The 26631-nt window shown below is 63.4% G+C and carries 29 protein-coding genes; 11 read left to right on the top strand and 18 right to left on the bottom strand.

Going from position 1 to position 26631, the window contains the following annotated elements:
* Position 1: 1 nt before the first annotated feature.
* Positions 2 to 2017, bottom strand: a complete 2016-nt coding sequence (thrS, locus tag JOD47_RS15705) for a threonine--tRNA ligase (protein ID WP_204535707.1) — start codon at positions 2015 to 2017, stop codon at positions 2 to 4.
* 410 nt (positions 2018 to 2427) lie between these two features.
* Here thrS and JOD47_RS15700 point away from each other — a divergent pair, with 410 nt between their 5' ends.
* Positions 2428 to 3504, top strand: a complete 1077-nt coding sequence (locus JOD47_RS15700) for an IS110 family RNA-guided transposase (RefSeq protein WP_204536804.1) — start codon at positions 2428 to 2430, stop codon at positions 3502 to 3504.
* A gap of 278 nt (positions 3505 to 3782) precedes the next feature.
* Positions 3783 to 4676, top strand: a complete 894-nt coding sequence (locus JOD47_RS17830) for a universal stress protein (protein WP_204535705.1) — start codon at positions 3783 to 3785, stop codon at positions 4674 to 4676.
* Between the two features lie 3 nt (positions 4677 to 4679).
* Here JOD47_RS17830 and JOD47_RS15690 read toward each other — a convergent pair whose 3' ends face one another.
* Genes JOD47_RS15690 through JOD47_RS15680 form a run of 3 tightly spaced genes read right to left on the bottom strand, consistent with a single transcriptional unit; the run spans position 4680 to position 6932 of the window.
* Positions 4680 to 5069, bottom strand: a complete 390-nt coding sequence (locus tag JOD47_RS15690; RefSeq protein ID WP_204535702.1) for a CBS domain-containing protein — start codon at positions 5067 to 5069, stop codon at positions 4680 to 4682.
* A gap of 34 nt (positions 5070 to 5103) precedes the next feature.
* Complete coding sequence (locus JOD47_RS15685) at positions 5104 to 5454, bottom strand: P-II family nitrogen regulator (protein ID WP_204535700.1); 351 nt, start codon at positions 5452 to 5454, stop codon at positions 5104 to 5106.
* Positions 5451 to 6932 carry a DUF1538 domain-containing protein gene (locus tag JOD47_RS15680; protein WP_204535698.1) on the bottom strand — a complete coding sequence of 494 codons (1482 nt, stop codon included), beginning with the start codon at positions 6930 to 6932 and terminating at the stop codon, positions 5451 to 5453. The genes JOD47_RS15685 and JOD47_RS15680 overlap by 4 nt, the downstream gene beginning before the upstream one ends.
* A gap of 221 nt (positions 6933 to 7153) precedes the next feature.
* Here JOD47_RS15680 and JOD47_RS15675 point away from each other — a divergent pair, with 221 nt between their 5' ends.
* Positions 7154 to 7405, top strand: coding sequence for a hypothetical protein (locus JOD47_RS15675; protein ID WP_204535696.1), 252 nt, complete (start codon positions 7154 to 7156; stop codon positions 7403 to 7405).
* A gap of 135 nt (positions 7406 to 7540) precedes the next feature.
* Here JOD47_RS15675 and JOD47_RS15670 read toward each other — a convergent pair whose 3' ends face one another.
* The 3 genes from JOD47_RS15670 to JOD47_RS15660 form a co-directional block, all read right to left on the bottom strand.
* Positions 7541 to 8236 carry a potassium channel family protein gene (locus JOD47_RS15670; protein ID WP_239548758.1) on the bottom strand — a complete coding sequence of 232 codons (696 nt, stop codon included), beginning with the start codon at positions 8234 to 8236 and terminating at the stop codon, positions 7541 to 7543.
* Between the two features lie 357 nt (positions 8237 to 8593).
* The gene (locus JOD47_RS15665) at positions 8594 to 10081 is read right to left on the bottom strand and encodes a potassium/proton antiporter (RefSeq protein WP_204535692.1); all 1488 of its coding nucleotides are present in this window, start codon (positions 10079 to 10081) and stop codon (positions 8594 to 8596) included.
* A gap of 224 nt (positions 10082 to 10305) precedes the next feature.
* Positions 10306 to 10629, bottom strand: coding sequence for a chorismate mutase (locus JOD47_RS15660; protein ID WP_204535690.1), 324 nt, complete (start codon positions 10627 to 10629; stop codon positions 10306 to 10308).
* A 145-nt stretch (positions 10630 to 10774) separates the two neighbouring features.
* On the opposite strand from JOD47_RS15660, the gene JOD47_RS15655 reads away from it, so the two are divergent.
* The 3 genes from JOD47_RS15655 to JOD47_RS15645 all read left to right on the top strand — a co-directional run bounded on the left by JOD47_RS15655 (position 10775) and on the right by JOD47_RS15645 (position 12866).
* Positions 10775 to 11032 carry a mycoredoxin gene (locus JOD47_RS15655; protein ID WP_307836343.1) on the top strand — a complete coding sequence of 86 codons (258 nt, stop codon included), beginning with the start codon at positions 10775 to 10777 and terminating at the stop codon, positions 11030 to 11032.
* A 119-nt stretch (positions 11033 to 11151) separates the two neighbouring features.
* Positions 11152 to 12237 carry an S-(hydroxymethyl)mycothiol dehydrogenase gene (locus JOD47_RS15650; protein ID WP_204535688.1) on the top strand — a complete coding sequence of 362 codons (1086 nt, stop codon included), beginning with the start codon at positions 11152 to 11154 and terminating at the stop codon, positions 12235 to 12237.
* Complete coding sequence (locus tag JOD47_RS15645) at positions 12237 to 12866, top strand: MBL fold metallo-hydrolase (RefSeq protein ID WP_204535686.1); 630 nt, start codon at positions 12237 to 12239, stop codon at positions 12864 to 12866. Before JOD47_RS15650 ends, JOD47_RS15645 begins: the two co-directional genes overlap by 1 nt.
* On the opposite strand, the gene JOD47_RS15640 is transcribed toward JOD47_RS15645, so the two are convergent.
* From JOD47_RS15640 to JOD47_RS15600, 9 genes are all read right to left on the bottom strand, one after another.
* Positions 12867 to 13031, bottom strand: a complete 165-nt coding sequence (locus tag JOD47_RS15640; protein WP_204535684.1) for a hypothetical protein — start codon at positions 13029 to 13031, stop codon at positions 12867 to 12869.
* 31 nt (positions 13032 to 13062) lie between these two features.
* Positions 13063 to 13506, bottom strand: a complete 444-nt coding sequence (locus tag JOD47_RS15635; RefSeq protein ID WP_204535682.1) for a PIG-L deacetylase family protein — start codon at positions 13504 to 13506, stop codon at positions 13063 to 13065.
* Between the two features lie 73 nt (positions 13507 to 13579).
* Entirely contained in the window at positions 13580 to 14788 is a 1209-nt protein-coding gene (locus JOD47_RS15630) for an alcohol dehydrogenase catalytic domain-containing protein (protein ID WP_204535680.1), read from the bottom strand.
* Between the two features lie 60 nt (positions 14789 to 14848).
* On the bottom strand, positions 14849 to 15619 hold the full coding sequence (locus JOD47_RS15625; RefSeq protein WP_239548133.1) for a lipoate--protein ligase family protein: 771 nt from the start codon (positions 15617 to 15619) through the stop codon (positions 14849 to 14851).
* A 14-nt stretch (positions 15620 to 15633) separates the two neighbouring features.
* Positions 15634 to 16662: an aldo/keto reductase gene (locus tag JOD47_RS15620; RefSeq protein ID WP_204535678.1), complete on the bottom strand. Its 1029-nt coding sequence runs from the start codon at positions 16660 to 16662 to the stop codon at positions 15634 to 15636.
* A 38-nt stretch (positions 16663 to 16700) separates the two neighbouring features.
* On the bottom strand, positions 16701 to 16985 hold the full coding sequence (locus JOD47_RS15615) for a DUF427 domain-containing protein (RefSeq protein ID WP_204535676.1): 285 nt from the start codon (positions 16983 to 16985) through the stop codon (positions 16701 to 16703).
* Between the two features lie 164 nt (positions 16986 to 17149).
* Positions 17150 to 17926: a thioesterase family protein gene (locus JOD47_RS15610; protein ID WP_204535674.1), complete on the bottom strand. Its 777-nt coding sequence runs from the start codon at positions 17924 to 17926 to the stop codon at positions 17150 to 17152.
* A gap of 36 nt (positions 17927 to 17962) precedes the next feature.
* Positions 17963 to 19864, bottom strand: coding sequence for a glycoside hydrolase family 15 protein (locus tag JOD47_RS15605; RefSeq protein ID WP_204535671.1), 1902 nt, complete (start codon positions 19862 to 19864; stop codon positions 17963 to 17965).
* 8 nt (positions 19865 to 19872) lie between these two features.
* Positions 19873 to 21282: an FAD-dependent oxidoreductase gene (locus tag JOD47_RS15600; protein WP_204535669.1), complete on the bottom strand. Its 1410-nt coding sequence runs from the start codon at positions 21280 to 21282 to the stop codon at positions 19873 to 19875.
* Between the two features lie 148 nt (positions 21283 to 21430).
* Between JOD47_RS15600 and JOD47_RS15595 the strand changes: the two genes are divergently transcribed.
* Positions 21431 to 22726 carry an MFS transporter gene (locus JOD47_RS15595; RefSeq protein ID WP_204535667.1) on the top strand — a complete coding sequence of 432 codons (1296 nt, stop codon included), beginning with the start codon at positions 21431 to 21433 and terminating at the stop codon, positions 22724 to 22726.
* Entirely contained in the window at positions 22671 to 23030 is a 360-nt protein-coding gene (locus JOD47_RS15590; protein ID WP_372432831.1) for an ArsR/SmtB family transcription factor, read from the top strand. Before JOD47_RS15595 ends, JOD47_RS15590 begins: the two co-directional genes overlap by 56 nt.
* A 61-nt stretch (positions 23031 to 23091) precedes the next feature.
* Here the strand turns inward: JOD47_RS15590 and JOD47_RS15585 are convergent, their stop codons facing one another.
* Positions 23092 to 24546, bottom strand: a complete 1455-nt coding sequence (locus JOD47_RS15585; RefSeq protein WP_204535665.1) for a protein adenylyltransferase SelO — start codon at positions 24544 to 24546, stop codon at positions 23092 to 23094.
* 154 nt (positions 24547 to 24700) lie between these two features.
* Here JOD47_RS15585 and JOD47_RS15580 point away from each other — a divergent pair, with 154 nt between their 5' ends.
* Positions 24701 to 24901 carry a hypothetical protein gene (locus JOD47_RS15580; protein WP_056547367.1) on the top strand — a complete coding sequence of 67 codons (201 nt, stop codon included), beginning with the start codon at positions 24701 to 24703 and terminating at the stop codon, positions 24899 to 24901.
* 33 nt (positions 24902 to 24934) lie between these two features.
* Here JOD47_RS15580 and JOD47_RS15575 read toward each other — a convergent pair whose 3' ends face one another.
* Positions 24935 to 25516: a DapH/DapD/GlmU-related protein gene (locus JOD47_RS15575; RefSeq protein ID WP_204535663.1), complete on the bottom strand. Its 582-nt coding sequence runs from the start codon at positions 25514 to 25516 to the stop codon at positions 24935 to 24937.
* Positions 25517 to 25599: 83 nt separating this feature from the next.
* On the opposite strand from JOD47_RS15575, the gene JOD47_RS15570 reads away from it, so the two are divergent.
* Both JOD47_RS15570 and JOD47_RS15565 read left to right on the top strand, forming a co-directional pair.
* A complete protein-coding gene (locus JOD47_RS15570; protein WP_204535661.1) occupies positions 25600 to 25833 on the top strand; it encodes a hypothetical protein in 234 nt (77 codons plus the stop codon).
* Between the two features lie 80 nt (positions 25834 to 25913).
* Complete coding sequence (locus JOD47_RS15565; RefSeq protein WP_204535659.1) at positions 25914 to 26627, top strand: MSMEG_4193 family putative phosphomutase; 714 nt, start codon at positions 25914 to 25916, stop codon at positions 26625 to 26627.
* Positions 26628 to 26631: the final 4 nt, after the last annotated feature.

Below are 26631 nucleotides of genomic sequence, written 5' to 3'. Positions count from 1 at the left end.
GCTACTGTTCCCGGTTGCGGACGGCTTCCACGATCCGCTTCACGGCCTCGTCGACCGGCACCTGGTTCTCCTGGCTTCCGTCCCGGAACCGGAAGGAAACGGCACCGGCGTCGGCGTCGTCCCCACCGGCGATCAGGACGAAAGGGACCTTCTCCTTGCTCGCGGTACGGATTTTCTTGGGGAAGCGGTCGGAACTGATGTCGACTTCCGCCCGGATGCCCTCGGCCTTGAGCTTGTCCACGACGTCGAACAGGTAGTCGTTGAACGCGTCGGCAACGGGGATGGCCAGCACCTGGACGGGAGCCAGCCAGGCAGGGAATGCACCCGCGTAGTGCTCTGTCAGCACACCGAGGAACCGCTCGATGGAGCCGAACAGTGCGCGGTGAATCATGACCGGCCGCTGGCGCGTTCCGTCCGCCGCCTGGTACTCAAGCTCGAAGCGCTCAGGCAGGTTGAAGTCCAACTGGATGGTGGACATCTGCCAGGTTCGGCCGATCGCGTCGCGGGCCTGAACGGAGATCTTGGGCCCATAGAACGCAGCGCCGCCCGGATCGGGAACGAGTTCCAGACCGGATGCCTCTGCCACCTCGGAGAGAGTCCGGGTTGCTTCGTCCCAGGCCTCGTCCTCGCCGACGTACTTCTCGGGATCCTTGGTGGAGAGTTCCAGGTAGAAGTCGTTGAGGCCGTAATCCTTCAGCAATCCGAGGACGAAGTTGAGCGTACCGGTGAGCTCATCCTTCATCTGGTCGCGGGTGCAGTAGATGTGGGCATCGTCCTGGGTCATGCCACGCACGCGGGTGAGTCCGTGCACCACGCCTGACTTCTCGTACCGGTACACCGACCCGAATTCGAAGAGCCGCAGCGGCAGTTCACGGTAGGACCGCCCGCGGGAGCGGAAGATCAGGTTGTGCATTGGGCAGTTCATCGGCTTCAGGTAGTAGTCCTGGCCGGGCTTGCGGACCTTGCCGTCGGCGTCGAGCTCGGCGTCCACGTGCATGGGAGGGAACATGCCGTCGCGGTACCAGTCGAGGTGGCCGGAAACCTCATAAAGGTGGCCCTTGGTGATGTGCGGGGTGTACACGAACTCGTAGCCGGCCTCGACGTGCCGCTGGCGTGAGTAGTCCTCCATCGCCTTGCGGATGATGCCGCCGCGGGGGTGGAACACGGGCAGGCCGGAACCCAGCTCGTCCGGGAAGGAGAACAGGTCCAGTTCAGTGCCGAGCTTGCGGTGGTCGCGGCGCTCAGCTTCGGCGAGGCGCTCCTGGTAGGCCTTGAGGTCATCCTTGGTGGGCCAGGCCGTGCCGTAGATGCGCTGCAGCTGCTTGTTCTTCTCGCTGCCGCGCCAGTACGCAGCGGCCGAACGCGTCAGTGCGTACGCGTTGGAAATCAGTTTGGTGTTCGGCAGGTGCGGTCCGCGGCAGAGGTCCTTCCAGACCACATCCCCCGACTTGCGGTCCACATTGTCGTAAATCGTCAGCTCGCCGGCACCGACCTCGACGGAGGCGCCGTCGTCGTCAGTAATGTCGCCGTTGCCGCCCTTCAAACCGATCAATTCAAGCTTGTATGGCTCTTCCTTCATTGCTTCGCGGGCTTCGTCCTCACTCGCGACGCGGCGCTGGAAGAACTGGTTCGCGTTGACGATCTTCAGCATCATCTTCTCGAGCTGCTTCCGGTCTTCGGGAGTGAAGGGCTCATTGACATCGAAGTCGAAGTAAAAACCGTCGGTGATGTAGGGGCCGATGCCCAGTTTCGCATCCGGCCGCAGCTGCTGGACAGCCTGCGCCATCACGTGCGCGGCGGAGTGGCGAAGGACGTTCAGCCCATCCGCAGAATCGACGGAAACCGGCTCCACCTGCGCGCCGTCCTCCAGCTCGCGGCTCAGGTCCCACAGCTCGCCATTCACACGGACGACGACGACGTCGCGCCGCTCCCTGAAAAGGTCAGCTCCCGTAGTGCCGGTGGTCGCCCGCTGCTCTTCGCCGTCGACGATGAGGGTGATTGATGGGGGCGCTGACACTAAGGTCTCCTCTTGATAAGGGCGAACTGGCCGGATACTGATCGATCAACCGTACCCGCGGATGTTGGCCAACCCAGGCCCAACACTCCCGCGGCGGTGTTTCGATGGTATCCGTTGCGTGCGCGGCCAACCAACCAGCGCTTGCCCGCTGCGCACTGAGGAAAGATGGGTGATAGGTGGCAGGGGAGGGGTTCCTGACTTACCCGCTGCGTGACGGCTGGCACCTTCCGGTGCCTGCTGGTCTATGAGGAGACGTGTCGGCTCGCCTCCCTGCCACCCACCTATGGCGACCGGGCCGGACGGGATGTGACTTGATAGGAACGTGGCGAACTCAGGCTCTTCAGTGCTTTGTCCGCCCGGCCCGGTCACCCGTGCTCGCCATCGCCTCTCATCGACAGGAACGAGTACGCATGACACTTGCAACGACTGCAACGACTACCCAGCCGATATCGACGGTCACGATAGGCGTGGACACCCACTCGCAGCTGCACCACGCCGCAGTCCTGGATCAGCACGGCTTGTTACTCGGCGATCGGCAGTTCACGACAGATATCGCCGGCTACCAGGAGCTGCTGGATTGGGCCGCCAGCTTTGGCATCATCAATGCCGCTGGCGTGGAATGCACTGGCTCCTACGGCGCGGGTCTCACCCGACATCTCCTGGCGGCCGGCATAGAGGTCGTCGAAGTAAACCGTGGTCACCGCCTCACTCGCAGCCGCTCAGGCAAGAATGACGCTATCGACGCTGAAGCGGCTGCACGGAAAGTCATGTCAGGCGAATGCTCCTCCCCGGCCAAAGACACCACCGGCGCCGTTGAAGCAATCCGTAACCTGCACCTCCTGCGCGACTCGGCTGTGAAGTCTCGTGCTGCTGCGCTTGTGCAGCTGCGTGATGTCCTCGTTACAGCACCCACCGGAATGCGAGAACGCTTCGATGCCAAGACACTCGAAGGGAAGGCAACGCAGGCACGCGCCCTGCGTCCGGATATGAGCCGGCTGGATGAACCCGAGCACGCAGTGAAATACGTACTCCGGGAACTGGGACGGCGAATCTTCAACCTCACCGCAGAGATCAATGCCACGGAAAAACACATCACCAAGCTCGTTGAAGCGGTCGCACCGACCACGATCGCCCTGCCTCAGGTCGGGCCCATCACCGTGGCGCAACTGCTGATTACCGCAGGGCAAAACATCGAACGGTTCCCCAGCGAGGCGGCATTCGCCCGGCTATGCGGCGTCGCGCCCATCCCTGTCTCGTCCGGAAAAACCCACCGCATGCGCCTGCACCGCGGCGGAAATCGCCGAGCTAACAGGGCTATCTACCTCGTCACCATCTGCCGGCTCCGCTACGACCCCAGATCCCAGGCCTACCGCGACCGCAAACGAACTCAAGGACACTCTTCAGCTGATGCTATTCGTAGCCTCAAGCGCTTTGTCACCCGCGAGCTTTACTATCCGCTGAAAAAGGATCTACTTCGCTTGAGGTGAAAGAAGATCGTGGTGCGAATCGGTGGGGTCTTTTGGTTGCAGTGTATGGAGTATGTGCCGGTGTGAACCGTCGACCGGGTCTGCCACCAATTCGGGGCCGCAACGTAAACTGGTCCTAGGTGTGCGGGAAGTCTGGTCGGCAGTAATTCTTGCCGGGGCAGCCCAAGGACGGCACCAATGGATCAGAACGCACACCCCGCACGAGTACCAGCTGCGCCAGTCTTCGATTCCCTGTTCGTTTGGAAAGCCCGGCGGGTCATCGGCAGTGAGGAGACGGTGTGAGCCACGTGCACACGGTCCTTGCAGCCACGGATTTTTCCCCGGCCGCGGTGTCTTCGGTGGAGCGCGCGGCTCTGCTCTGCAGGGATGCCGGTGCGGTGCTTGAGTTATTCCACACTGTCAATGTTTCAGACCTGGACAGGTTGCGGCGGCTGGTTCCGGGGATCCCGAACAGGTTGAAGCAGCCGGCCACCGACGACAGACGCGAGGAGATTACGCTCCTGGGCGGTGGCTTGAGCGAACTCCACGGTGTCCGAGTCGGCGTGCATGTCGAGGCCGGTCCAGCCTTCCTGAAGATCGAGGAGCGCGCCGCCGATGTGTCCGCTGACCTGGTGGTCCTCGGCGTTCACGGGACCAACACCTTTGCCCATCCGATCCTGGGTTCGACGGCGGCCCGGATGGTCGAAAGCAGTGCCCACGCTGTGCTGGTCGTAAAGCAGGAGCCGCGGGAGCGGTACCGAAATGTCCTGGTCCCGGTCGATTTCTCCGAGTATTCCCTACCTGCGTTGATGCTTGCCCGTACGGTCGCCCCTGCAGCCGGCATCATCCTCATGCACGCCTACGGCGTCCCTTTCGAGGGGAAGTTGAAAGCTGGGCGGGTCGTTGAGGAAGAACTTGCACCGTTCCTGAATGCCGCACGGAACGAGGTGTTTGAGGATCTGTACGAGCTCTCTGAGGCCGCTGGCTTGGCCCCGCGCGCGGTCCGGCTTTTGGCCTGCCACGGCACGGCCCTTGAGCAAATTCTGGAACAGGAACGAACCCGTTATTGCGATTTGATCGTCATGGGGCACCACGGGGAAGCCCCCCTGCTAGAGCGCGTCTTCCTGGGAAGCGTGACGAAGCAGGTGCTGGCTTTATCCGAAGCGGACGTACTGGTTGTACCGGGCCCGTGATGCTCAAATGAGATCCTCCATGAGGCGGGCGAGGATGTCATTCATGGCCAGCAGCCCTATGAGTTCGTTGCCCTCTACTACTACCAGCCTGCTGAGGTGGTAGCGGCTCATCAAGGTGGCTGCCTGGCGTACGGACAGGTCCTCGTTGACGGTGATCACGGGTATGGTCGCGGCGTCGTAGACGTTCAGCAAATCTATATCGCCTTCCTGGGCGACGACGGTGTCCAGGAGCTCCCGGTAGCTGAGCATGCCGTAGGCGTCATGGGCGTGTTGCCGGTCGACGACGAGGCTTTTCACCTGGCGGTCCTTCATCGTGGACAGCGCTTCGCGCAGGGTGCTGTAGGGGGAGATGGTGACGACCTGGGGCACCATGACGTCTCTGACGGTGAGCATTCTTCCTCCTCGTAACGGGGTCTCCGGATCCGGATCAGGTTTCGTTCCGGCGCCTGTGCTCTTCGAATCTGACGACCTGGCTCATATCGATCCCGGTAAGATGCTCGATCGGGATCGCGAACGCCAGACCGCGCGAGTAGGTGCCTTTGACCAACACCTGGTGTAGGTCCTTCAGGATCGGCGCTGTCAGGTGTGACCCGACGACCATGAGCAGCACGGACTGGGTTCCTTCGAAGGTCAGCCCGAAGAACGTTTTCCGGGCTTGGCCTCCGATGCCCTTGCCCGGCAGGATCGTCACACCCGTGGCACCGGAGCGTTGAGCGTGCTGAATGACCTTGTCTTCAAGGTCATCGGGGGCGATCACAATGATTGCGGTGAATTTCATGCCGGTGCGCTCCTCGGACGCGGAAGTCTATCCATCACCATGGCATACACCAGGATAGCTATGACAGGGAAGATGGAAGCGAAAGCTATCAGACCAAAGCCATCGATCAACACGTCCCTTCCCTCTACGGCTGTCGCCAACCCAATGCCGAGCGCGGTCACCAACGGCACTGTCACCTCGGAAGTCGTCACCCCGCCAAGGTCGAAGGCCAGCGCGGTGATGTATTTCGGGGCCAGGAACATCATCACGATCGCGACGGCGTAAGCGGCCATGATGAAGTAGTGGAACGGTCCGCCCACCAAGATCCGGTAGACCCCGAAACCAATCCCGAGCCCGACTCCCAGAGCGACGATGGTGCGAACCGCGCCCGCTCTGATCCTGCCGGGAGAGGCGTCCTGAGCCTGTTCACCGATGGCTACCAGGGCTGGTTCGGCCATGGTCACCGCAAAGCCGATAAGTACGGCGAAGAGAAGGATCAGCGCCGGGTCCCCTTGTTCGATCAGTTGTTCGGCCATGAGAGTGCCAAGAGGGAACAGGCCGAGCCTGAGGCCCACCACGAAGGCGTAAAGGCCGACCAGGACCATGACGAAGCCGACCACCACGCGCCACGGATGGGCGAGCCTACGCCGGAGTGCGACGTACTGGAAGAACAGGACCACCCCCACGATTGGCAGGACGTCCCGAACCATTTCCGCCAACCCCAGGATTATGCCCATCACCCCATCCGCTCCCACATCTCCGGAGGCAGGCTGTGGAACCTCCCCCGCCTGGCCAAACGAATAGACCCACGTCCCATAGAGCTGCACACCGATCACGGGCACCATCACGCACAGCGCCACCAACCCGAAACCATCCGCGAGCTGGCTGCGGCCCCGGATCGAATTCGCCAAACCAAGTCCTATCGCGGCGATCAGGGGAACACTCACGATGTTGGTCGTGACACCACCGGAATCGTAAGCCAGCCCAATGACCTCTGCCGGGGCAATGTAGGTGAGCCCCAAAGCAACCGCATACCCACCGATCAACAGCTTGTGTACGGCCCAGCCGCGCAGCACTCGCAGGACACCCAGAACCAGAACCAGGCCCACAGATACGGCGATGACCACACGTAGGACCAGCGCGTCGATGCGTCCTTCGCTGACCAGCTGGGCCTGCTCGGCGACGGCAATCACCGCCGGCTCCGCGATGGACGCCGCGAATCCGATGGTGAACCCGAAAGGCAGCAACAGTCCCAAAGCCCCGCGTCGGACGAATTGATTGGCCAGGTTTTTGCCCACGGGGAAGATACTCAGATCCAAGCCGTACAAAAACAGCGCGATACCCACAGCCACGATCAGGAGGCCCGCCACCAACTCCCACGGCGCATCGGGTACGGACCGGAATACCAGCAGCTGAAAAACCGCAACGACAGCCACAATAGGCGCAAGGTTCTTGAGCGCCTTGAGGAATTCGCCGCTGAAGCGACTGAGGTGCTCCATCCAGTCCTTCCCGGTGATACTCCTTCAGCATCTTGACCTTCAGTGTCGCCGGGATCACAGAACAGTGTCCACCCTAGGGCACATTCATCGCTCCTGGTCATCGAACCCACCGTGGACCCGTGTCTGTGTGAAATTGTGGGATGGAGAAGAACGCCCGGCCCAGCACTCGGGATACGCGTCGCAGGTGGGAACTTTTGGATGGGAGGACCGCAGGAGTGGAGATGTACTGGCCCGTGTTCATCGCGGGGGTCCTAATTGCCGCAGCGGGTCTTGCCGTCATCAGGCACCGGCAGGATTCCTCATCCGGTGTTGCCGTGGCGCACCGGACAACAGTCAGCCGGATCGGAGAAAAGGTCGCCACCCATTTGCCCAGGGCCTACGGGACACTAGGGGCTGGCATTGGCGCCGTCCTCTTCGGAATCATGGGAATGGTGCTGGCCTACCTTGTCGCCAATGATCGCTGGGAGAGATAAGCAGGAGGGAGGTAAGCCGTCGAATTAACATGCCCCCACTGGCGTCCACCATGTGACGGATGCATTCAGGCAGCTGAGGTGGCGGACAGTAGGCACATAAGCAAAGGACGCCCGGACGTTCCGATCCCCTTAGTCTTAGGACTTGCCGGGTTGCCTGTGATCGTCGGCGTATGCGGCGAAGATTTGGTCAGTGTCCTTGCCTGTGTGCAGGAGGCCCGTATCAATCTTTTGGGCTAATTGTTCGAGGGCTTCACCTAGCCTCTGGGCGCTGATTTGGACGGCGGGTGCTGGTATCGCAGATGACGCGTCCCGTAGCCGCAGCGCGTAGGGCAGATGGCGGGCCAGGGCAATGTCCGGGTCCTGCTCGCGGAAGTAAAAGCCTTCGCTGTGCTGGGTGAAGTCGATGCGTACTTTGTCTATTTCCGCGGCCAAGGTGTTGAGAGTCCGGGTGGCCGCAGCAGCGTTGAGCTGTCCAGTTTCTTCCACATAGCCGGTATCGGCCATGACTTTCAGTTTCAACGCCAGCGTCCGCCGTCGTGACATCGGCGGGTAGATCTGCGTGAACCAGGTCAGCGCGGCGGTAAGTAACGCAAAGCCGGTAAGGGCCTGCACGGGGGCAGCCAGTCGGATCCCGGGATCGGTAGGCACAACGTCCCCGAAGCCCAGAGTCGCCAACGTGGTCAAGGAGATGTAGACCGCCTCGAAGAAGTCGGGGTAGTCCGCAGGGTCCACGCCCGGGGAATATGTGAAGCCACCGGGAACGTGAGGATAGTAAATCAGCGCCCACCCCAAACCCTGCAGCAGCACCCACAAAAGGATCACGGCGATCATAGCCACGGGCCCGACCGCGGAGCCCAGACGGTGCCCACTAGCCTTCGAAACACTCCAGACTCCCGCCAGTACCCGGCTGCCGAGGGGGCCTCGGCCACTGGGATGCAACAAGATGTGGAACATGTCATAGAGGCCTACCGCAATGACAACCACCCCCAGAATTGTCAGCGCCACGCCCACGGTAGGACTCCCTCCCTATTCGGTCCCGTTGCACACCAACCCTACCGAGAATGGTTGCGGCCTCGTTCAGCTTGACCATCCTGAGCGGGTCTTCGCCAGGCCACAGGCCACCAAAGCTGTAGAAATGCCGAGACTCACCGTGAACTCACAGGCGCCACGGTCCATTGACACGAGCGCCTACTTGGCCTCTGATTCGCGGGACGGCACGGCGCTGAAGTACCGTTCGATTTCGCCCTCCTGCTCACTGGGTGCGACAACGAGTAGTTGGTCACCACGGCGCAGCACGGTTGTCTCTTGCGGCGGGAAGCACTTCTGCTCTCGGAGCACCAGGGCAATGACTGTGTCAGCTGGCAGTTCCAGTGACTGTAACGGTGTTTCGGTCAATCGGGACTCTTCAGTCAGGGTGATCTTGAACAGGTCTGCTCGCTGTTCGTCCATTGGAGCCGGTTCGATCTGCACAGCTGTGCTGGCTTTGGTTCCCGCTAAACCTAACCGGCGTGCCACCCAAGGCAGGGAGGGGGCCTGGAGTGCGGTATAGACGATCACGAACACCAGCACAACGTCGAAGAGAGCAGCAGCGCTCTCTGCCTGAGCAGCCAGAGGAACGGTTGCCAGGATGATCGGAACCGCCCCACGCAGCCCCGCCCACGACAAGAACACCTGCTCCCGCCAGGGAATCCGGAACCAGGTCGCGCAGGCGACCACCGCGATGGGGCGCACCACGAATGTCAGGAACATCCCCGCGACCACACCAGTCAGCACAGTTTCCCAGGTGATCCTGCCCGGGCTTGCTAGGAGGCCGAGCATAACAAACAACCCGATCTGAGCCACCCACCCTGTGCCTTCGGCGAACGCCTGTGTGGCGTGGCGGTGCGGTAACCGACCGTTGCCTAACACCACCGCGCAGATATAAACGGCAGCGAATCCCGAGACGCTGATCTGCGTGGCCACCCCATAGGAAAGCACCGCCCACGCCAGAGCTGCCAACGGATACAGACCCGCCACAGGCAACGCGATCCGCCGCAGCACAAATACCCCGAGGAACCCGAAGATCCCCCCGAGCAGGATGCCACCAACGAACTGCACCACAACCATCCCCGCCAGCCCGGCCACACCTCCGGCTGGTTGCTCACCGACTGCCACGGCTGTCGCCGCGGTGACAATCAGTACCGTCGGTGCGTCATTGAGCCCCGATTCCCCCTCGAGGGCGGCGCGTAAGCGTCCGGGGAGCGGGACACCGCGCAACACGGAGAAAACTGCGGCCGCGTCGGTACCCGCGTTGACCGCACCGAAGAGCAGCGCGAGGATCAGCGGAAAACCCAGTGCGTAGTGGCCGATGAGAGTCATCAATCCAATCGTGATGACCACCCCGAGCGTGGCCAGCACTGTGGCCAGACCGATCGCTGGGCGGATGTCCTCCCACTTCGTGGTCAACCCACCCTCGGCCAGAATCAGCACCAAGGCCGCATATCCCAGGCCCTGGGCGATTGTGGCGTTGTCGAATTGAAAGCCGAACCCTGATTCCCCTAACACCATGCCGAAGAAGAGGAACAGCAACAGAGCCGGCAGGCCCAACCGGGAACCGACACGCACACCACCAATAGCCACCAAGGTTACGAGCGGGGCGATGAGCATGACGAAATTGACCGCATCCATGCCTGCCATACTTCCACCCCAACCCGCGCTGCTGCCCCGCTCCTATGCCCCAGAGCAAATGGTCGACTCAAATTGGACACAGTGCGTTCAGGTCAAAACGGCACTTTTGAATTTCAACGATGACCCCGAAGCATCACGTCCCGCTCCACTCCTTGCAATGCTGGCTGTGGACCCACGAGTGAAGAATTCTGGTTGCGATTTGTCTATAGGAACATCTCCGAACGGATCCGGGCTCAGGACGTGCGCCGGACCTTCAGTTCAAACTCGATGAAGGCCTCGATCATGGCCCGATAGGTTCGTTCAACCACAGCGGGATCCACGTCGAGCTTTTCGGCGTAACCACGCACGTTCGAGATAACCTGCTCGACCCGTGCTGGTGCGCGTACCGACTCGTCGTCGTCCTTGAGCGAGCCCGCCCTCCGGACCAGCCGTTCGCGCCGGGAGATCAGCCCGACCATCTGCTCATCGACCTCGTTGATGGCGATGCGGACGGCCTTCAGCTGTTCGGCCTGAACCGATCCGGGCTTCGGGCGCTCTGGCGTCTGGGGGTTTGGCATACGGCGAGACTACGCGAGGAGCCACTGAGCGCCACGGTTGATGACGCACCGGGAATGGACTACAGCGCGCAAGCGTTACATTTGCCGACAGAAACCGCAACAATCCGCGGACTCGCCGAGTCCGCAATCTTTCCAGAGGAGCACCGTGGATTACACACCCGCTGCCGGTACCATCACCATGTTCAGCACCACCTGGTGCGGCTACTGCCGCAGGCTCAAGTCGCAGCTCGACGCGCAGGGCATCGGCTACCAGGAGATCAACATCGAGGAAGTGGAAGGCACCGCGGAACTGGTCGCCTCGCTCAACGGCGGAAATCAGACCGTACCCACGGTCATCTTTCCGGACGGCAGCACGGCCACCAATCCGTCCGCGTCCGAGGTAAAGGCCCGCGTCGCCGCCTAGGCACCCTCGTGATTTCGCAGGACACGCCCCTTATCCGCTCGGATATGGGGCGTGTCCTGCTTTTTCAATGTCGATAAGCTGGAGTCGTTCCCCCACCCTCGAGGAAAAGGACTGTCTCAATGGCACACAGAGTCAAGGGCGTCGTCGTCATGGAAAAGGATGCGCCCGCAACCGTCGTCACCATCAGGGTCCCCGATCCGGGACCGGGTGAGGCACTTGTCGACATCCTGACCTGCGGCGTATGCCATACGGACCTCCACTACAAGCAGGGCGGAATCAGCGATGACTATCCCTTCCTGCTCGGCCATGAGGCAACGGGCGTCGTGAACGCCGTCGGGCCTGACGTGACCAACGTCCAGCCCGGCGACCGCGTCATTCTCAACTGGCGGGCTGTCTGCGGACAATGCCGTGCGTGCCTCCGCGGAGAGCCGCAGTACTGTTTCAACACCCACAATGCCACCCAGAAGATGACGCTTGAGGACGGCACGGAGCTCTCCCCCGCCCTCGGTATCGGAGCCTTCGCCGAGAAGACCCTCGTAGCGTCCGGGCAGTGCACCAAGGTGGATCCCGATGCAGATGCAGCCGCCGTCGGCCTTCTTGGTTGCGGGATCATGGCGGGCATTGGCGCAGCGATCAACACCGGAAATGTCCGGCGCGGAGACTCCGTGGCTGTCATCGGCTGCGGCGGTGTGGGCATAGCTGCCGTCGCCGGATCCAAGCTTGCCGGCGCAACCCGGATCATCGCGGTGGACATCGACAGCCGCAAACTGGAACTCGCCAAGGGCCTGGGCGCCACCGACCTGGTGAACTCCAAGGACACCGACCCGGTCGAGGAAATCCGCAGGCTCACCGACGGCAACGGAGCCAATGTGGTGATCGACGCCGTCGGCCGCCCGGAAACCTACACGCAGGCGTTTTATGCCCGTGACCTCGCGGGCACCGTGGTGCTCGTCGGCGTACCGACGCCGGACATGACGCTCGAACTCCCCCTGCTGGACGTGTTCGGCCGGGGAGGTGCACTGAAATCCTCGTGGTACGGCGATTGCCTTCCGTCACGCGACTTCCCGATGCTCGTGGATCATTACCGGCAGGGGAACCTGGACCTGGACGCTTTCGTCACCGAGCGCATTGCGCTGGACCAGGTTGAGGAAGCTTTCACCAAAATGCACGACGGCGTGGTGCTGCGTTCGGTGGTGGAGCTCTGATGGGCGCGCGTATCGACCACCTGGTCACCTCCGGTACATTCTCCCTGGACGGCGGCACGTGGGAGGTGGACAACAACGTCTGGATCATCGGCGACGACTCCGAATGTATTGTCATTGACGCCCCGCACGACGCTGACGCAATCGTGGATCAGATCAACGGGCGGCAGGTCCGCGCGATCCTGCTGACCCACGGCCACGACGATCACATTCGTGCTGTCGGTGACCTCTTTGACGCAGTACGCGCACCGATCCACCTTCACGCCGAGGACCGCATGCTCTGGGACGCGGTGTATCCGGATACCGTTCCGGGAGCCACCATTGCCGACGGCGACACCTTCAGCGTCGCCGGAGTCACCCTGCACGCCATCCACACCCCCGGTCACTCCCCCGGCTCGGTCTGTTTCTACCTGCCCGACGCCGGCACCCTGTTCAGCGGCGACACCCTGTTCCGGGACGGGCCGGGAGCAACCGGCCGGTCCTACAGCGATTTCCCCACGATCATCGAATCCATCCGTACCAAGCTGTTCAGCCTGCCCGCAGACACTGTGGTGAGAACCGGGCACGGCGACTCGACGAGCATCGGCGAGGAAGCGCCGAACCTCGAAGAGTGGATCGCACGCGGGCACTGACTACAGGCCTTCGAACACATCCGTGAGGAGCGGCGCACCGGGAGTCGCCGGTGGCCACGCGATCACCAGACTCTCCCGGCCGACCGTTCGCTCCCACTGGGTGTTCGAACGGTCCTGTTCGTAGATCACATGGCGTTGACTGCGATGCTCACTGAGTCCGGACACGATGCGGTGTGCAACCGCGGAGGTGTCAACCTCAATGCCGATCCGGCCATCGGGGACTCCGCGCAGGTGATAGACGCGGGTCGGGTCCCAGGGCTCGATTCCCGACGCCGCCCGGACCGCGTTCCAGCGACGGAACGTGGACTCGCGCAGTGCACCGTGAACAAGCCGCCTCGGTCCGGGACCGCCGGCAGGTGCCGTCGTCGTAGTTCAGCCACTCATGCCTGTCCGGCTCGCGACCGAGCGCTTTCCAGGCACGCCTGCATTCTTCCCGGCGAATGAGGCCCAGGTTTTCGCGGGTTGCCGGGAAGCCGGGAGCTATATCGCCGGCCGCGCCGTCTGTTGCATGGACCAGGATGAAGCCGAAATCAGGATCGTCGGCGTGAAGTGCCACCGTACCGGCGAGCCCATAGGCGTCGTCGTCCGGATGGGCGACAACCAGCATCAGGGTACGTCCAGGCGCGATCCGGTTGCCCATAGCTCAGGGTACGTCCGGTCAGCACCGGCGTCGACGGTTGGCCCGACGCCGGCGGCACCCAACCCGAGGGCTTCTACTGAACGTCCAGGACTGTCTTGAGCCAGCCTTCTTCCCTGCGGTCGAAGGTGCGGTAGGCGTCCACCGCATCTGGCACCTCTTCGTGTTGGGTGATGAACCGTGTCGGGTCGAATACGCCCGACGCAACGAGGTCAAGCAACGGCGGCGCAACGGATTTGTGGTTGCAGTTACCCATCCGGATGGTCAGGTTTTTGTTCATGGCCTGCCCGATGGGAAAGGAGGTCAGCTGCGGTGGATACACCCCGATGATGCCGATCCGGCCGTTCTTGGCCACCGTCTCGACAGCCCACTGCGCGGCTTGGCTGGGTGCATCGCCGGGCACCCAGTTCTCTCCCTGAACGTTGGTTTTTGGCGCAACCTGCCCGAGTTCCTGATCGAACTGTTCACGCTCTTCGCTATCCGGGGCAGCCGGACCGGACGACGGGCTCTGGGCGTCCACACCGACGGCGTCGATCACAGCATCGACGCCAGCTCCAAGGGTGGCCTCCTTCAGCGCCTCGACCGGATCTTCCCTGTTGAAGTCGATCACCTCGGCATTCTGCTCGAGCGCCTGCACCAGCCGGGTCTCGACGCCGTCGATGGCCCACACACGCGCCGCGCCCTGCCGGAAGGCCGAGGCGACAGCGAGCTGCCCGACGACGCCGGCACCGTACACGGCCACGGTGTCTCCCCGACGGATGCCCGCCAACTCGGCGCCGAACCAGGCGGTAGGGAAGATGTCGGAGAGCAGGATCGCCTGATCGTCGGAAACGTTGTCGGGAACCGGAATCAGCGTGTTACCTGCGAAGGGAACACGGGCGTACTCTGCCTGCAGGCCGTTCACCGGCCCGGTTGTCTGAGGTCCGCCGAAGAAGCAGGTGCCCGCCTGCGGTCCATTGGGGTTGGCGACGTCGCACTGGGCGGTGTGTCCCCGACGGCATTGCGGGCAAACCCCGCACGACATGGTTGAGCAGATGATCACGCGGTCGCCGGGACTGAATCCGCGAACTGCCTTGCCGGTTTCCTCCACCACCCCTACGGCTTCGTGGCCCAGAATGGTGCCCTCCTGCATGCCGGCCATGGTGCCGCGGACGAAGTGAAGATCCGTTCCGCAGATAGCGCTGCGGGTGATCCGGACGATTGCGTCGTTGGGATCCTGCACAGTCGGATCGGCGACCTCGTCCAGGCGGATATCGCCCTCTCCGTGCCAGATAACAGCTTTCATGGTGCTGCTCCTTCCATCCCGTGTGAAGTGGATAGCGGCGGGATGCCGCTCCCAGCCACGCTACGGCGATCGGCGGAGAGCCACAAGGGAAGCTGGCTTACTATCGGTCGTCATGCTCACTGAACCGAAGGCGACAGCGTCCTCGTAGGCGGTGACGACGGCGCCTGCCACCGCATCTACGGTGAGACCGGGGACGAGGTCTTCCGCCGCGCCCGCCGTTGACGGCTGCCACGGAAGTTCCAGCGCCGTATACGTCGCTTCGAGGACTGATCTGATCGACGCAGAGTCCTCCACCACGATCACCGAGGAAAAGAGCCATGCACCGGAGATAACGCGTTGAGCCGTGCCGACGAGTTTTACCGCGTGGGTGCCGTCCACCCCGTGCACGCTGAATTCGCCGGGGCAGTATTCCCCGGGGATCTGTCCCATCCGGGCATCGACGCCGACCCGCCGCAGCGACTCTGCAAGGATCTCGCCGAGCAGCCGAAACCGGGCCTGGGATCCGGCGACCGCATCGTGGTGAGGCTCGATGTGATCAACAATCAGGCACCCCTCGTGGTACGCAGCGGCCCTTCCCCCGGCCTTTCGCACGAGTGGGGCGAACCCGTGCGCCCGGGCGGCGTCCGACGCCGCCTCGAAACCGGGCAGGCGGGTGTCCCGCTGCCCGAACGCGACGGTGGGCTGGGGGCGGTAGAGCCGGAGCGTCGGCCCGAAACCCCCGGCGGCCGCTGCACGCAGAAGCGTCAGTCCGCGCTCCATGTCCGCTGCTGCACCGGACGACGCCTCGTGCAGGACCTGCAGGCGCCCTTCAGACCAGGGACGGGGAACCATCTGCCTCAGGCTCCTTAGCGGCCGCCGTCAATAGAGCGGCTTCGCTGCTCAACGCCGGGCGTTCCGTAGGGATAATCAGCAACATCCGGTGCACTGGCGGCTGACAGCTGTTCCACCTCGTCGCTGCTCAGCGTCAGGGCCGCTGCCCCGAGGTTGTCCGCAAGCTGCTCAGTGGTGCGCGCACCGAGAATGACCGACGTGACAGCGGGCTGCTGCGCAACCCAGGCCAGCGCCACCTGAGACGCGCTGACATTACGCGCCTCAGCGATACCGATGACGACGTCGATGACAGCCCACGTGCGCTCCTGCGCGTTGCGCTTCTTCCAGGCTTCCATGCCGCGGTCCGGGTTCTCGCCGAGACGGGTAGCGCCCTTGGGTGCGGTGTCCCGCTTGTACTTTCCGGTGAGCCAGCCCCCGCCCAGCGGTGACCACGGCAGTAAGCCCATACCGGCGTCGAGCGCTGCCGGCACAATCTCCGACTCGATCCCGCGCACCAGAAGACTGTACTGCGGCTGAAGGGTGACCGGCAGGTCCCAGCCGCGCGCCTTCGCAATGCCGACGGCCTTGGTCAGCTGCCAACCGGTGTAGTTCGAGAAGCCGTAGTAACTGATTTTGCCCGCGCTGACGGCGTCGTGTAGGAATCCGAGCGTCTCCTCCAGCGGAGTCAGCGGGTCCCAGGAGTGCATCTGGTACAGGTCGATGTGATCGACGTTGAGCCGCTTGAGCGAGGCATCGAGCGCCAGCCGAAGGTGCCGGCGGGAGAGACCCAGATCGTTGGGGCCCTTACCCATCGGGAACCGGCCCTTCGTCGCCAGGATCATGTCGGAAGCGGATGAGCTCTTCGCCAGCCAGCGCCCGATGATCTCCTCGGAAGCTCCGGCGGTGTAGACATCGGCGGTGTCGATGAGGTTGCCTCCGGCGGCGGCATAGTCATCGAGGATCGCGTGTGACGCTGCTTCATCGGCTTCGGCGCCGAACGTCATGGTGCCCAGCGCATAGGCCGAGACCGATGTTCCGCTGCTTCCGAGGTTCCTGTATTCCATCAACACTCCTGTATAGGTGATTGTGCGTGCACTGCGCTTCAGTCAGTGACAGTCACGCCGCGCCAGAACGCCACGTGATCCTTGATGTTCGCGGCGGCTTCCTTCGGCTCCGGGTAGGTCCACGCAGCATCGGGATTGCTTTGGCCGTCAACCTCGAGGCTGAAGTAGCTCGCCTCACCCTTCCAGGGACACGTGGTGTGCATGTCACTCGATCGGAGTAACTCCTGCTTCACGCTTTCCTTCGGAAAGTAGTGGTTCCCCTCGACCATTTCGGTGGAGTCAGACTCCGCAATGACCTGATTGTTCCAGACTGCCTTGGCCATGATGTCCTCAATCCTCTGAACGACTCAGCGCCGGCTGGCTGTGAGCGCGGTTACACAGTCTGCCAACGACGACGGTGCCCGCCGCATTCCCTTGCCCCACCCGTTGACTTGTCATGACACACCCCTTTTGCCGGGCCATAAGGGGTGTGTCAAATCAACGCGGGTCAGAGCTTGCGCAGGGTGAGGATCTGTTCACTCCGGCCGAATGGTCCGTCGAGGTCGTGCAGGACGGACGAGGTCAGCCCGATTCCATCCCGCCCGAAACTCACCCGGGTATCGAGACCGAGCCACTGGCCTGCGGGCGAGCGGTGAAGGTGTACCTGAAGATCGACATTTGGGAATGCCCAGCTGCCGGGTCCGGGAGGAACCCGCGTGGCGATACCGTTCGCGGTGTCGATGAGCCCGATCAGCCGGGCCGGGTCCGACGACGCTTCACCCTCCACGAGCGGGTGGGGCGTCCGTAGCCAGACCCTGCCCCGCCCCGGCCGGTGGCCTTCGACCTTGCGGACATCGATCGACTGGATATAACCTCCGGGCCACTCTGCAACGGCGTCGTGTTCCTCGCCCTCGTCAGGCCCCGGCATGGAGGCATCCTCAAGCGCCGCGACGGACGAGGTATCGCTCGTGGCCAACCGCCAGGCGCGGGCGCGGATCGCCGTCCGCCCGCCATGATTCATCTCCGCTTCCAGCAACTCGATGGTTTTCCCGGGTCGCACCATGCGGGTGGCCACCTCAACGGTCTCCAAGGGTATGAGGCCCAGAATCTCGTATGAGATGCGCGCCATCTGCAGCTCTGGACGCGGCTGGAACTGCTCAAGGCAATGCGCGAGCAGACCGGAGGCGGGCGCCATGTGCTGCTCGTGCGCGTTCCAGGCTCCCTGTGCATGAACCGTGGCCTCGAACCGGCCCCCGCCCGCCGGACGGTAATAGGAATCTGCCATGGTGTGAGTAAACACGCTCCTGAGGGAAAGGTTCAGTTAGGGCCGGACGCGTGCCCTGTTGACCGCGTCCGAGGCACGAATAAAGCCTAGATGACTGAACGCCTGTGGAAAGTTCCCTGCCAGCCGCCCGCTGATCGGGTCGTACTCTTCAGCATAAAGGCCGAGGTCATTCGCATAGCCGGTGAGCCGGTCAAGCAACGCCGTGGCATCTTGGGTGCGGCCGCTGTCGGCGTACTGCTCCACGAGCCAGAACGTGCAGATCAGGAACGGATATTCGTGGCCCTCCAGACCGTCGAGGCCTGATGCTGTCCGGTAGCGGTGCAGGAGACCATGCTCATCCTGCAACTGAGCCTCGATGCGCGCGACTGTGCCGAGCATCTTCGGGTCATCGCTGGCCACAAACCCCGTGTGGGGCAGTTGCAGCAGGGACGCGTCCACCTCATTGTTCGAATACGTCTGGGTGAAGGAGTTGAGCTCGGCGTTGAATCCGCGCTCCATTATTTCCTGGCGGAGCCGGTCCCGAAGGCCCTCCCACCGTTCCGCAGGCCCCTCCAGACCGTGCTCCCGCACAGCCCGGATTCCCTGATCGAAGGCCGCCCACATCATCACGCGCCCGTGAACGAAGAACTCAGCCTCCCCGCGCATCTCCCAGATGCCGTGGCCTTTCCGGCCAAGGTTCTGCTCACAGAACCGCAGGAGGTTCTTTTGCAGCCCCCATGAGTACTCGCCCTCGGCTGCCCCTGCGTCCCTCAGCGCGGCGAGGGCGAGCAGGACTTCCCCGACGACGTCGGCCTGGTACTGGCCCACAGCCCCATTACCGATTCGTACCGGCTTTGAATTCTCGTAGCCGGCCAGGTGGTCCAGCTCGCTTTCCGGAAGCTGGCGCTCGCCGGCGATGCCGTACATGATCTGGACCTGATCCGGATCGCCGGCCACCGCGCGCAGCAGCCAGTTGCGCCAGTGCAGCGCACCTTCGGTGAAGTCATGCGCAACGAGCGCCTCGATGGTCAAGGCGGCGTCCCGGAGCCAGGTGTAGCGGTAGTCCCAGTTGCGCGACCCGCCGAACTCCTCCGGCAGGGACGTGGTGGCCGCAGCCACGATGCCGCCGGTTCTGCCGTGGGTGAGGGCACGCAGCACCATCAGCGAGCGCAGTACGGCCTCGTCTTGCCGATCGTTGACCTCCACCCGGGAGGACCAATCTGTCCAATACGCGATCGTCGCTTCCAGAGCTCTGTCTGGGTCTGCTGCGGTAGGGAGGTCCCCGTGCGACTGGTGCCAGGTAAGCACCCAGCTTTCGGATTCGCCGGCTGCAAGCGGAAAGACGCCGCTCAGTCGATTGGAGACGGCGCCCTGATAGTCGTCCGCGTGGCCCTCGGCAGAGGCCTCGTGGCGGTCCTCCATGCCGGCTTGGGGCTCTTTCCGCCGGGACTCATGCGGATGCAGCAACGGACCCGTCAACAGCATCGCATCCGGCCCGGCCACCGACAGCAATCCGCAGGAGCCGACCTTTTCCAAATCAACCCGCCGCGTCCAGGGCTTCGCCCGTGCATAGTCGAATCGGATGCGCAGGTCGTGCTCCACCTCTACGGTGCCCTCGACACATTCCACCCGGCGCACCAGATCCGACTGTTCGTCGCCAGGCGGGAGGAAGTCGGTGACCACCATCTTTCCTGTAGGGGTGCTCCAGATGGTCTCAAGCACAAAGGTGCGCGGCAGATATCGCCGGGAAATCACCTCGCCGTCAGAGGCGGAAACCTTCCACCTGCCGTCTTCCGGCGACCCAAGCAGGGCCGCGAATACCGAGGGGGAATCGAACCGCGGAAAACACAGCCAGTCGATACTGCCGTTCCGGGATACCAGCGGCCCTGTACCCAGATCGGACAGGAGGGCGTAGTCCTCCAGTGGCGTGGACGTGTGCTTCGCGGGCTCATCTGTCATGGCCCCATTCAATCAGCAAGGTTCTTACCGTGCAGGAGCCCAGTGGGAATGCCGAGGCTGACCGGTTCGGGCCGAACGCAACAACCGGATGGGGCTGGCGCATCTTCGCTCGGCAGTGACAATCCTTGCGTGTTTCCGGCTGGCACATCACAGCTGCCGCCGAGGTCTGTACTGCATACCCCCGTTTCGGGGAGCTCGAGGTGAACTGTGGCAGCGGCGTCGTCATCGCCTGCAATGGCGGCAACGACCGACCGGACCTGCTCGTATCCGGTGGCCAGCAAGAAAGTGGGCGCGCGGCCGTAGCTCTTCATGCCGACGAGATAGAAGTCCTTGTCCGGATGCGCCAGGACAGCTGCCCCGTGTGCCGGGACGGTCCCGCAGGAGTGAAATTCAGGGTCGATCAGCGGCCCCAGTCCGCGCGGCGCTTCGACAGCGGGGTCGAGCTCCAGCCGCAGTTCGCGGAGCATCCGCAGATCCGGACGGAAACCTGTCGCCGGAACGAGCACGTCTACGTCGACTGCACGGGCGCCCTCCGGACTCGAGGCATGGACGGTGAGGGCGCCGTCGCCGGCCTCCAGTTCAGTGATGGTGAAGGAGGTCAGTAGCTCTACGACCCCGTCCTGCACCAGCGAGCGCAGCCGGCTTCCCAGCGCTCCGCGGGCGGGCAGCCCGTCGAGATCCCCGCCGCCGTAGAGTCGCTGGGCCGATCCGGGACCACGCACGGCCCACATCAACCGCGTTCCTGGTTCCGCTTTGGCAACCTGTCCGAGACTCAGCAGGGTGTTGGCGGCAGAGTGACCTGCACCGACGACCATCACGCGCTTGCCGGCGAACCGTGGGCGGTCCTTGCCTGCGGCGTCGGGAAGGGGTTCTGTGATGAAGGACCGTGCAGCGCCTTCGCCCGGAGCGGGCAGCCCGGCTTGCCCCAGCGGATTGGGCTGGCTCCAGGTTCCGGATCCATCGAGAACTGCTCTCACGAGGTGATCCTCTAGTCCTCGCGGGCCGAGCACACGGATGAGGAAGGGCTGATTCTCGCGATGCCGGGTCCGCGTCTTGTCCATGCCCTGCCGCGTGACTGCGAGCACCTCGGTGTTGAGGTGTAGGGCTGCTGCGATGTCGGGTAGCGCCGCGAGCGGCTCAAGGTAGGACTCCACCAGTTCGCTCCCGAAGGGAAGCGCAGAGCCACGCGGCTCCTGCCAGCCGGTGCGCTCCAGAAGGCGGCGGGCGGCGTCGTCGATGTTGTACTGCCAGGGAGAGAACAGCCGGATGTGGCCCCACTGGCGAATTGCAGCCCCTACGGCGTCGCCCTTCTCGAGAATCAACGGTGTCAGGCCCCGTTCGAGGAGGTGGGCGGCGGCGGCAAGGCCGATCGGGCCGGCTCCGATGATGGCGACGGGCAGGTGGTGCTGTTTCGACATCGCTGTTCCTTCCGATCCGCAGTCTGCGAAGCTTTCAACATTGAAATTCATCGATATGAGTATCTGAACTGTATCGACGAATGTCAATATTTAAGATCAGCACGACCATGAGTGCATACATGCGCACCTAAGCACTATATTGAGAATTGTGCTGACAGTTCTTCGCGTTGCTGCGTACCGCAAGCTCTTCTCCGCGCAGGTGATTGCGCTCCTTGGTACAGGCCTGCTCACCGTGGCGCTTGGCCTCCTCGCTTTCGATCTTGCGGCGGGTCGGGCAGGAGCAGTCCTCGGTACCGCCCTCACCATCAAAATGCTGGCCTACGTCTTCGTGGCGCCACTCATGGCCGCGCTTGTCGAGCACCTTCCCAGGAAAGCCGTCCTGATAGTGGCCGACCTTGTCCGCGCGGCCGTTGCCCTGATGCTGCCGTTCGTGGATCAGGTGTGGCAGGTCTACGTTCTGGTCTTCGTGCTGCAGTCGGCCTCTGCTACCTTCACGCCGGCGTTCCAGTCCGTGATTCCCGTGATTCTGACGCGCGAGCGCGACTACACGAAGGCGCTGTCCCTCTCGCGGCTGGCATACGATCTGGAGTCGCTCCTGAGCCCAGTTCTCGCAGCCGCACTGCTGGTGGTCATGAGCTATTCCAGTCTCTTCGCCGGAACCGTCGTTGGATTCCTGATTTCTGCCCTGCTCGTAGGAACCACCCGGTTGCCCGCTCCCCCGCCGGCCGCCCGGGGCGGCTCCCTCCTGCATCGCACCACTCTGGGGTCCCGGATCTTTCTGCGGGTACCGTCTCTTCGCGGACTCCTCGCACTGAACCTGGTGGTTGCGTGCGGTACGGCGCTCGTCCTGGTGAATACCGTCGTGTACGTCCGCGACCTCTATGGGGGAACCAACGCCGAGGTGGCAATCGCCCTCGCCTGCTACGGCGCCGGATCGATGGCGGTGGCACTGACGACGCCGGCACTTCTGGAGCGCTTTCCGGACCGGGCTTTCATGGTGAGTGGAAGCGTAGTGATCGCAGCGGGCGTGGGGGCGGCCGGCGTCGTCGCTCTACTGCAGCCGGCGTGGGTGCTGATGCTCTTGCTGTGGGGGCTGCTGGGCGCAGGTACATCGATGATCAACACACCGTCCGCGAGGCTGCTGCGCCGGGCGGCCACCGATTCAACCCGGTCCTACCTGTTCACCGCGCAGTTCTCCCTCTCGCACGCCTGCTTCATACTCAGCTACCCGATTGCAGGATGGGTTGGCGCCACCGCCGGACAGCCGGCGGCGGCATTCATCCTCGCAGCTCTCGCTACACTGGGCGCAGTGGCAGCATTACGTCTCTGGACGACCGAGCCTCCGGCTTCCGGGGCGGACGTCCCACCTGTCGACAAGGAGTGGACTGTTGAGCGAAGAACCGGTCGGCTCGCGGCCCAGCCTGAATCATCCGAACGATCCTGATGAAGCACGGCTCGACGTCGGCGCAGCCCTATTCAGGATGCTCGCCGACCCTACCCGGCTGCACATTCTGTGGGTGCTCTCCGAGGAATCCGGCGACGTCAGTTCCCTGGTGGAGCGCACGGAAGCACCCCGCACATCAGTCAGCCAACATCTTGCCAAGCTCCGTTTCTCCGGGTTGGTGACCACACGGAAAAGCGGCCGCAATGTCATCTACAGCATCGCGGACGGGCACCTCGCGCGGCTCGTGCGGGAGGGCCTGAACCACGCCGACCACCGGGTTACCGGTGAGCCCGCCCACGACTGAGAAGACCAGTTGAGGCTCGACAGCGGCACGGAACCGACAACCCCCTGACCCGCCTCCCGTCTCAGGTACCGCAGAAGGTCCGGTAGGAGCCGAAGTCGTCGGGCGCTCCAGCGGCGTAGCGCTCGAAGCCGTCGCGCTCCTCAAACGGCGCCGTAACAGCAGCGAGAAGGTTCCGTAGCGGTTCCACGTCGTCTTCGCCGGCAGCAGCAAGCGCTTCTTCCACCAGGTGGTTCCGCGGGATGTACACCGGGTTGACCCTGTCCATTGCCTCCGGTGACGGGTTCAAGGCGAGCCACTCCGCCAGCCAGGCGTCGAAACGTTCCGGGTCGGCGAAGTAGCTGCGGCAACTTTCAGCGTTCCCGCGGGCGGCCGTGCTCAGCCTACGTAGGAAGGAGGTGTAGTCCACCTGACCTTCCTCCAGTAGCGTCAGAAGCTTGCCTGCCATGTCGGCGGCATCGACGTCGTCCGCCAGGCCCAGCTTGGTCCTCATACCTGCGGCCCAGGCACCGCTGTAGGAAGCCGGGAATTCTGCCAGCGCTTGCTCTGCCAGCTTCACGGCGTCGTCCTGGTTTTCATCAAGCAGGGGCAGCAGTGTCTCGGCGAAACGGGTGAGGTTCCAGTGTGCGGCGGCCGGCTGGTTCGCGTAGGCATAGCGGCCCATGGTGTCGATCGAGCTGTAGACCGCGGAAGGGTTGAAGGTGTCCAGGAAGGCGCAGGGACCGTAGTCGATGGTTTCACCGGAGATTGTCATGTTGTCCGTGTTCATGACGCCGTGGACGAAACCCACGAGCATCCACTGCGCAACAAGCTCTGCCTGGGCCCTGATGACCGATTCAAGCAAGGCGAGGTAAGGGCTCGATGCCTGCGCTGCCGCGGGATAGTGGCGGGTGATGGCGTAATCCGCCACGCGGCGCAGCAGCTCTATGTCACCGGTTGCGCGGGCGTACTGGAAGGTACCGACGCGCAGGTGGCTGGCGGCAACCCTCGTCAGCAGGGCGCCCGGCAGCAGCTCCTCGCGCTGCACGGGACGTCCCGTGGCAACGACGGCGAGCGAACGTGTGGTCGGAATGCGAAGCGCGTTCATTGCTTCGCTGAGAATGTACTCACGCAGCATGGGGCCGATTGCGGCGAGTCCGTCGCCGCCCCTCGCGAACGGTGTGCGGCCGGAGCCCTTGAGATGGATGTCCCGGAGTGCGCCGTCAGGGTCTGCGACCTCGCCGAGCAACAGCGCGCGTCCATCGCCGAGACGGGGGCTGTACCCGCCGAACTGGTGGCCGGCGTAGGCCTGCGCAACCGGGGTTGCGCCTTCGGGCACACGTGCGCCGGTCAGGAGACGGACGCCGTCGGGAGCGCGGAGGAAGGCAGGGTCCAGACCAAGGTCGGCTGCGAGCTGCTCGTTGAGCACCAGCAGGTGCGGTTCGGCCGGCTCTGCTGCTTGCCAGGGCATGCCCATTTCCGGCAGATGGCGGGCGAAGTGGTTGTCGAGGGTGATGGTCGGCGCCGTTGAAACACTCACCCTTATGACAACATGCTCGGCGGTCGGGTTGTTCCCTTCAGACGGCTCCTTTTCGTTATCGCTTTCCCTGAGGGCCGGGCGTATGTTGGAGATATGTCGGCAATGGGCCGTCCGCCCGGCGCCGTAGTTATGCGGTACCGGAAAGGAGCCGGAGATGTTTAGCTTCCGACGAAAGGGCGCCGCCTTCGAGCGCAAGAAGGCCGCCGCTGCGTCTGCCCATCAAAAGGACTTCCGCGAGGGCTACGTCCACATCCATGGGAGTGAGGAAAAGGCCAACGACCTGGCGATGAGGGCGTATGGCGACAAGGACGGTGACGGCAAACCGGACGTTCCGTTCATGCCCTTCCCCGGATGACGGGCGTCCCAGGGCGTCAACTACGTGGGTGTCTCAGCGTTCAAGGGTGTCGGTCAGCAAGCGTGCCACTCGCGCGGGCGAGCCCACGACGACGGAGTTCGCCGGTACGTCCTTCGTCACCACCGATGCCGCAGCCACAACCGCGTTGTCGCCGATCGTTACGCCCGGCAGGATCGTGGCGTTGGATCCGATCCAGACATTGCGGCCGATCACGACAGCGGCGGGGTGCATGTCCGCGCGACGGCTCGGCGCCAGGTCGTGATTGAGCGTCGCGATCACCGTGTTGTGTCCGATCAGGCAGTCGTCCCCAATAGTCACGCCGCCCTGATCCTGGAATTTGCACCCGGAATTGATGAAAATCCGCTCACCAAGGGTGATGTTCCTGCCGAAATCGGTGTAGAAGGGCGGGAAGACTGTGACCGATTCAGCAACCGGCTTGCCCGTCAGCTGAGCTAACAACTCGCGCACCCGCGCAGGTTCCTGATATCCACTGTTCAGCTCGCCGGTGATACGGAGCGCCTGTTGGCTGGTCCGATGCATCGCCTCATGCAGTGGGGAGTCCCCTGTGATGGTGTGGCCTGCGTTCAGCGCGTCAAGTAGTTCGTTGAGTCCCATGGTGTCCTTTCGTTCTGATGTCGGTTCCGAGGTAGCCGAGGAACCGGCCGTCTGATGACAACTCTTCATGACAGGATGCCTTCATGGGGAATACGTCGAAAGTTCTCGTCACTACAGCGGTCATTTCTGCCGTGCTGATCGCCTTCGCGGTCTGGGTCCTATCCGGCATAACGGTTCTGGATGCATTCGGGGTGGTGGCGATATCGTTGCTGATCTCTCTTGCCCTGCGCCATCTCAGGGAGAAACACGTGAAGCTCAGGGCTGACGATGAAGGTCAGCGCCATCATCGCGGACGCGGTGGTGGCGGGCTGATGTGACAGTACACCCGGTGCATGTGAACCCGAGGACGCGGACCTGCCCTGGGCGCCGCCGTCGCGCGGCTGGTTACGCTGGGTGTATGGCGACAGTTCTTCTTGTGCGGCACGGCCGCACCACAGCAAATGCTTCAGGTCTTCTGGCCGGTAGAGCCGAAGGCGTCAGTCTGGACCAGATCGGCCGGGAGCAGGCGGCCCTGACCGCTGACCGGCTTGCAGCCGTCCCGGTCGTCGGAGTCGTGTCGAGCCCCCTCGAGCGGTGTCAGCAGACCGCCCAGTTCATCCTCGATCGCCAGACCGGCGCCTCGCGCACACCCATCGATATGAATCTCGATGCCTGTCTGACTGAATGCGATTACGGCCAGTGGCAGGGCCGGACGCTCAGCGATCTCGCGACCGAAGACCTGTGGTCGACGGTGCAGTCGCAACCGTCCGCCGTCACTTTTCCCGGCGGCGAATCCATGGCCGCGATGCAGGCCCGGTCGGTGGCAGCGGTTCGACGCCACGATGCATCCTTTGAATCTATCCACGGGCCGGGAGCAGTGTGGGTGGCGGTGAGTCATGGTGACATCATCAAGTCGATCCTCGCCGACGCGCTCGGCATGCACCTCGACCTGTTCCAGCGCATCAACGTTGGCCCGGCCTCCGTATCGATCGTGAGTTACGGCACCAGCCGGCCGACCGTGTACGCAACCAATACCGACGCTGGGGATCTGTCGTGGCTGACCAACGCTGCCAGTTCCGAGGATGCGCCTGTGGGCGGTGGCGCAGGACACACGGCACCATCAGCTCGATGAGCCT

The sequence above is a fragment of the Arthrobacter tumbae genome (assembly GCF_016907495.1).
Taxonomy (GTDB): Bacteria; Actinomycetota; Actinomycetes; order Actinomycetales; family Micrococcaceae; genus Arthrobacter_D; species Arthrobacter_D tumbae.
Note: the sequence above shows the minus strand (reverse complement) of the source record. Positions and strands in the feature narration are given on the sequence as shown.

Coding starts and splice junctions, on each gene's coding strand:
- JOD47_RS15675 (WP_204535696.1), top strand. CDS start 7,154: ATGTACTGGCCCGTGTTCATCGCGGGGGTCCTAATTGCCGCAGCGGGT.
- JOD47_RS15610 (WP_204535674.1), bottom strand. CDS start 17,926: ATGGCAGATTCCTATTACCGTCCGGCGGGCGGGGGCCGGTTCGAGGCC.
- JOD47_RS15565 (WP_204535659.1), top strand. CDS start 25,914: ATGGCGACAGTTCTTCTTGTGCGGCACGGCCGCACCACAGCAAATGCT.
- JOD47_RS15570 (WP_204535661.1), top strand. CDS start 25,600: ATGGGGAATACGTCGAAAGTTCTCGTCACTACAGCGGTCATTTCTGCC.
- JOD47_RS15605 (WP_204535671.1), bottom strand. CDS start 19,864: ATGACAGATGAGCCCGCGAAGCACACGTCCACGCCACTGGAGGACTAC.
- JOD47_RS15690 (WP_204535702.1), bottom strand. CDS start 5,069: ATGCTCACCGTCAGAGACGTCATGGTGCCCCAGGTCGTCACCATCTCC.
- JOD47_RS15580 (WP_056547367.1), top strand. CDS start 24,701: ATGTTTAGCTTCCGACGAAAGGGCGCCGCCTTCGAGCGCAAGAAGGCC.
- JOD47_RS15660 (WP_204535690.1), bottom strand. CDS start 10,629: ATGCCAAACCCCCAGACGCCAGAGCGCCCGAAGCCCGGATCGGTTCAG.
- JOD47_RS15615 (WP_204535676.1), bottom strand. CDS start 16,985: ATGGCCAAGGCAGTCTGGAACAATCAGGTCATTGCGGAGTCTGACTCC.
- JOD47_RS15625 (WP_239548133.1), bottom strand. CDS start 15,619: ATGGTTCCCCGTCCCTGGTCTGAAGGGCGCCTGCAGGTCCTGCACGAG.
- JOD47_RS15575 (WP_204535663.1), bottom strand. CDS start 25,516: ATGGGACTCAACGAACTACTTGACGCGCTGAACGCAGGCCACACCATC.
- JOD47_RS15685 (WP_204535700.1), bottom strand. CDS start 5,454: ATGAAATTCACCGCAATCATTGTGATCGCCCCCGATGACCTTGAAGAC.
- JOD47_RS15620 (WP_204535678.1), bottom strand. CDS start 16,662: ATGGAATACAGGAACCTCGGAAGCAGCGGAACATCGGTCTCGGCCTAT.
- JOD47_RS15635 (WP_204535682.1), bottom strand. CDS start 13,506: ATGGGCAACCGGATCGCGCCTGGACGTACCCTGATGCTGGTTGTCGCC.
- JOD47_RS15645 (WP_204535686.1), top strand. CDS start 12,237: ATGGGCGCGCGTATCGACCACCTGGTCACCTCCGGTACATTCTCCCTG.
- JOD47_RS15650 (WP_204535688.1), top strand. CDS start 11,152: ATGGCACACAGAGTCAAGGGCGTCGTCGTCATGGAAAAGGATGCGCCC.
- JOD47_RS15670 (WP_239548758.1), bottom strand. CDS start 8,236: ATGATCGCCGTGATCCTTTTGTGGGTGCTGCTGCAGGGTTTGGGGTGG.
- JOD47_RS15700 (WP_204536804.1), top strand. CDS start 2,428: ATGACACTTGCAACGACTGCAACGACTACCCAGCCGATATCGACGGTC.
- JOD47_RS15630 (WP_204535680.1), bottom strand. CDS start 14,788: ATGAAAGCTGTTATCTGGCACGGAGAGGGCGATATCCGCCTGGACGAG.
- JOD47_RS15680 (WP_204535698.1), bottom strand. CDS start 6,932: ATGGAGCACCTCAGTCGCTTCAGCGGCGAATTCCTCAAGGCGCTCAAG.
- JOD47_RS15600 (WP_204535669.1), bottom strand. CDS start 21,282: ATGTCGAAACAGCACCACCTGCCCGTCGCCATCATCGGAGCCGGCCCG.
- JOD47_RS15665 (WP_204535692.1), bottom strand. CDS start 10,081: ATGGCAGGCATGGATGCGGTCAATTTCGTCATGCTCATCGCCCCGCTC.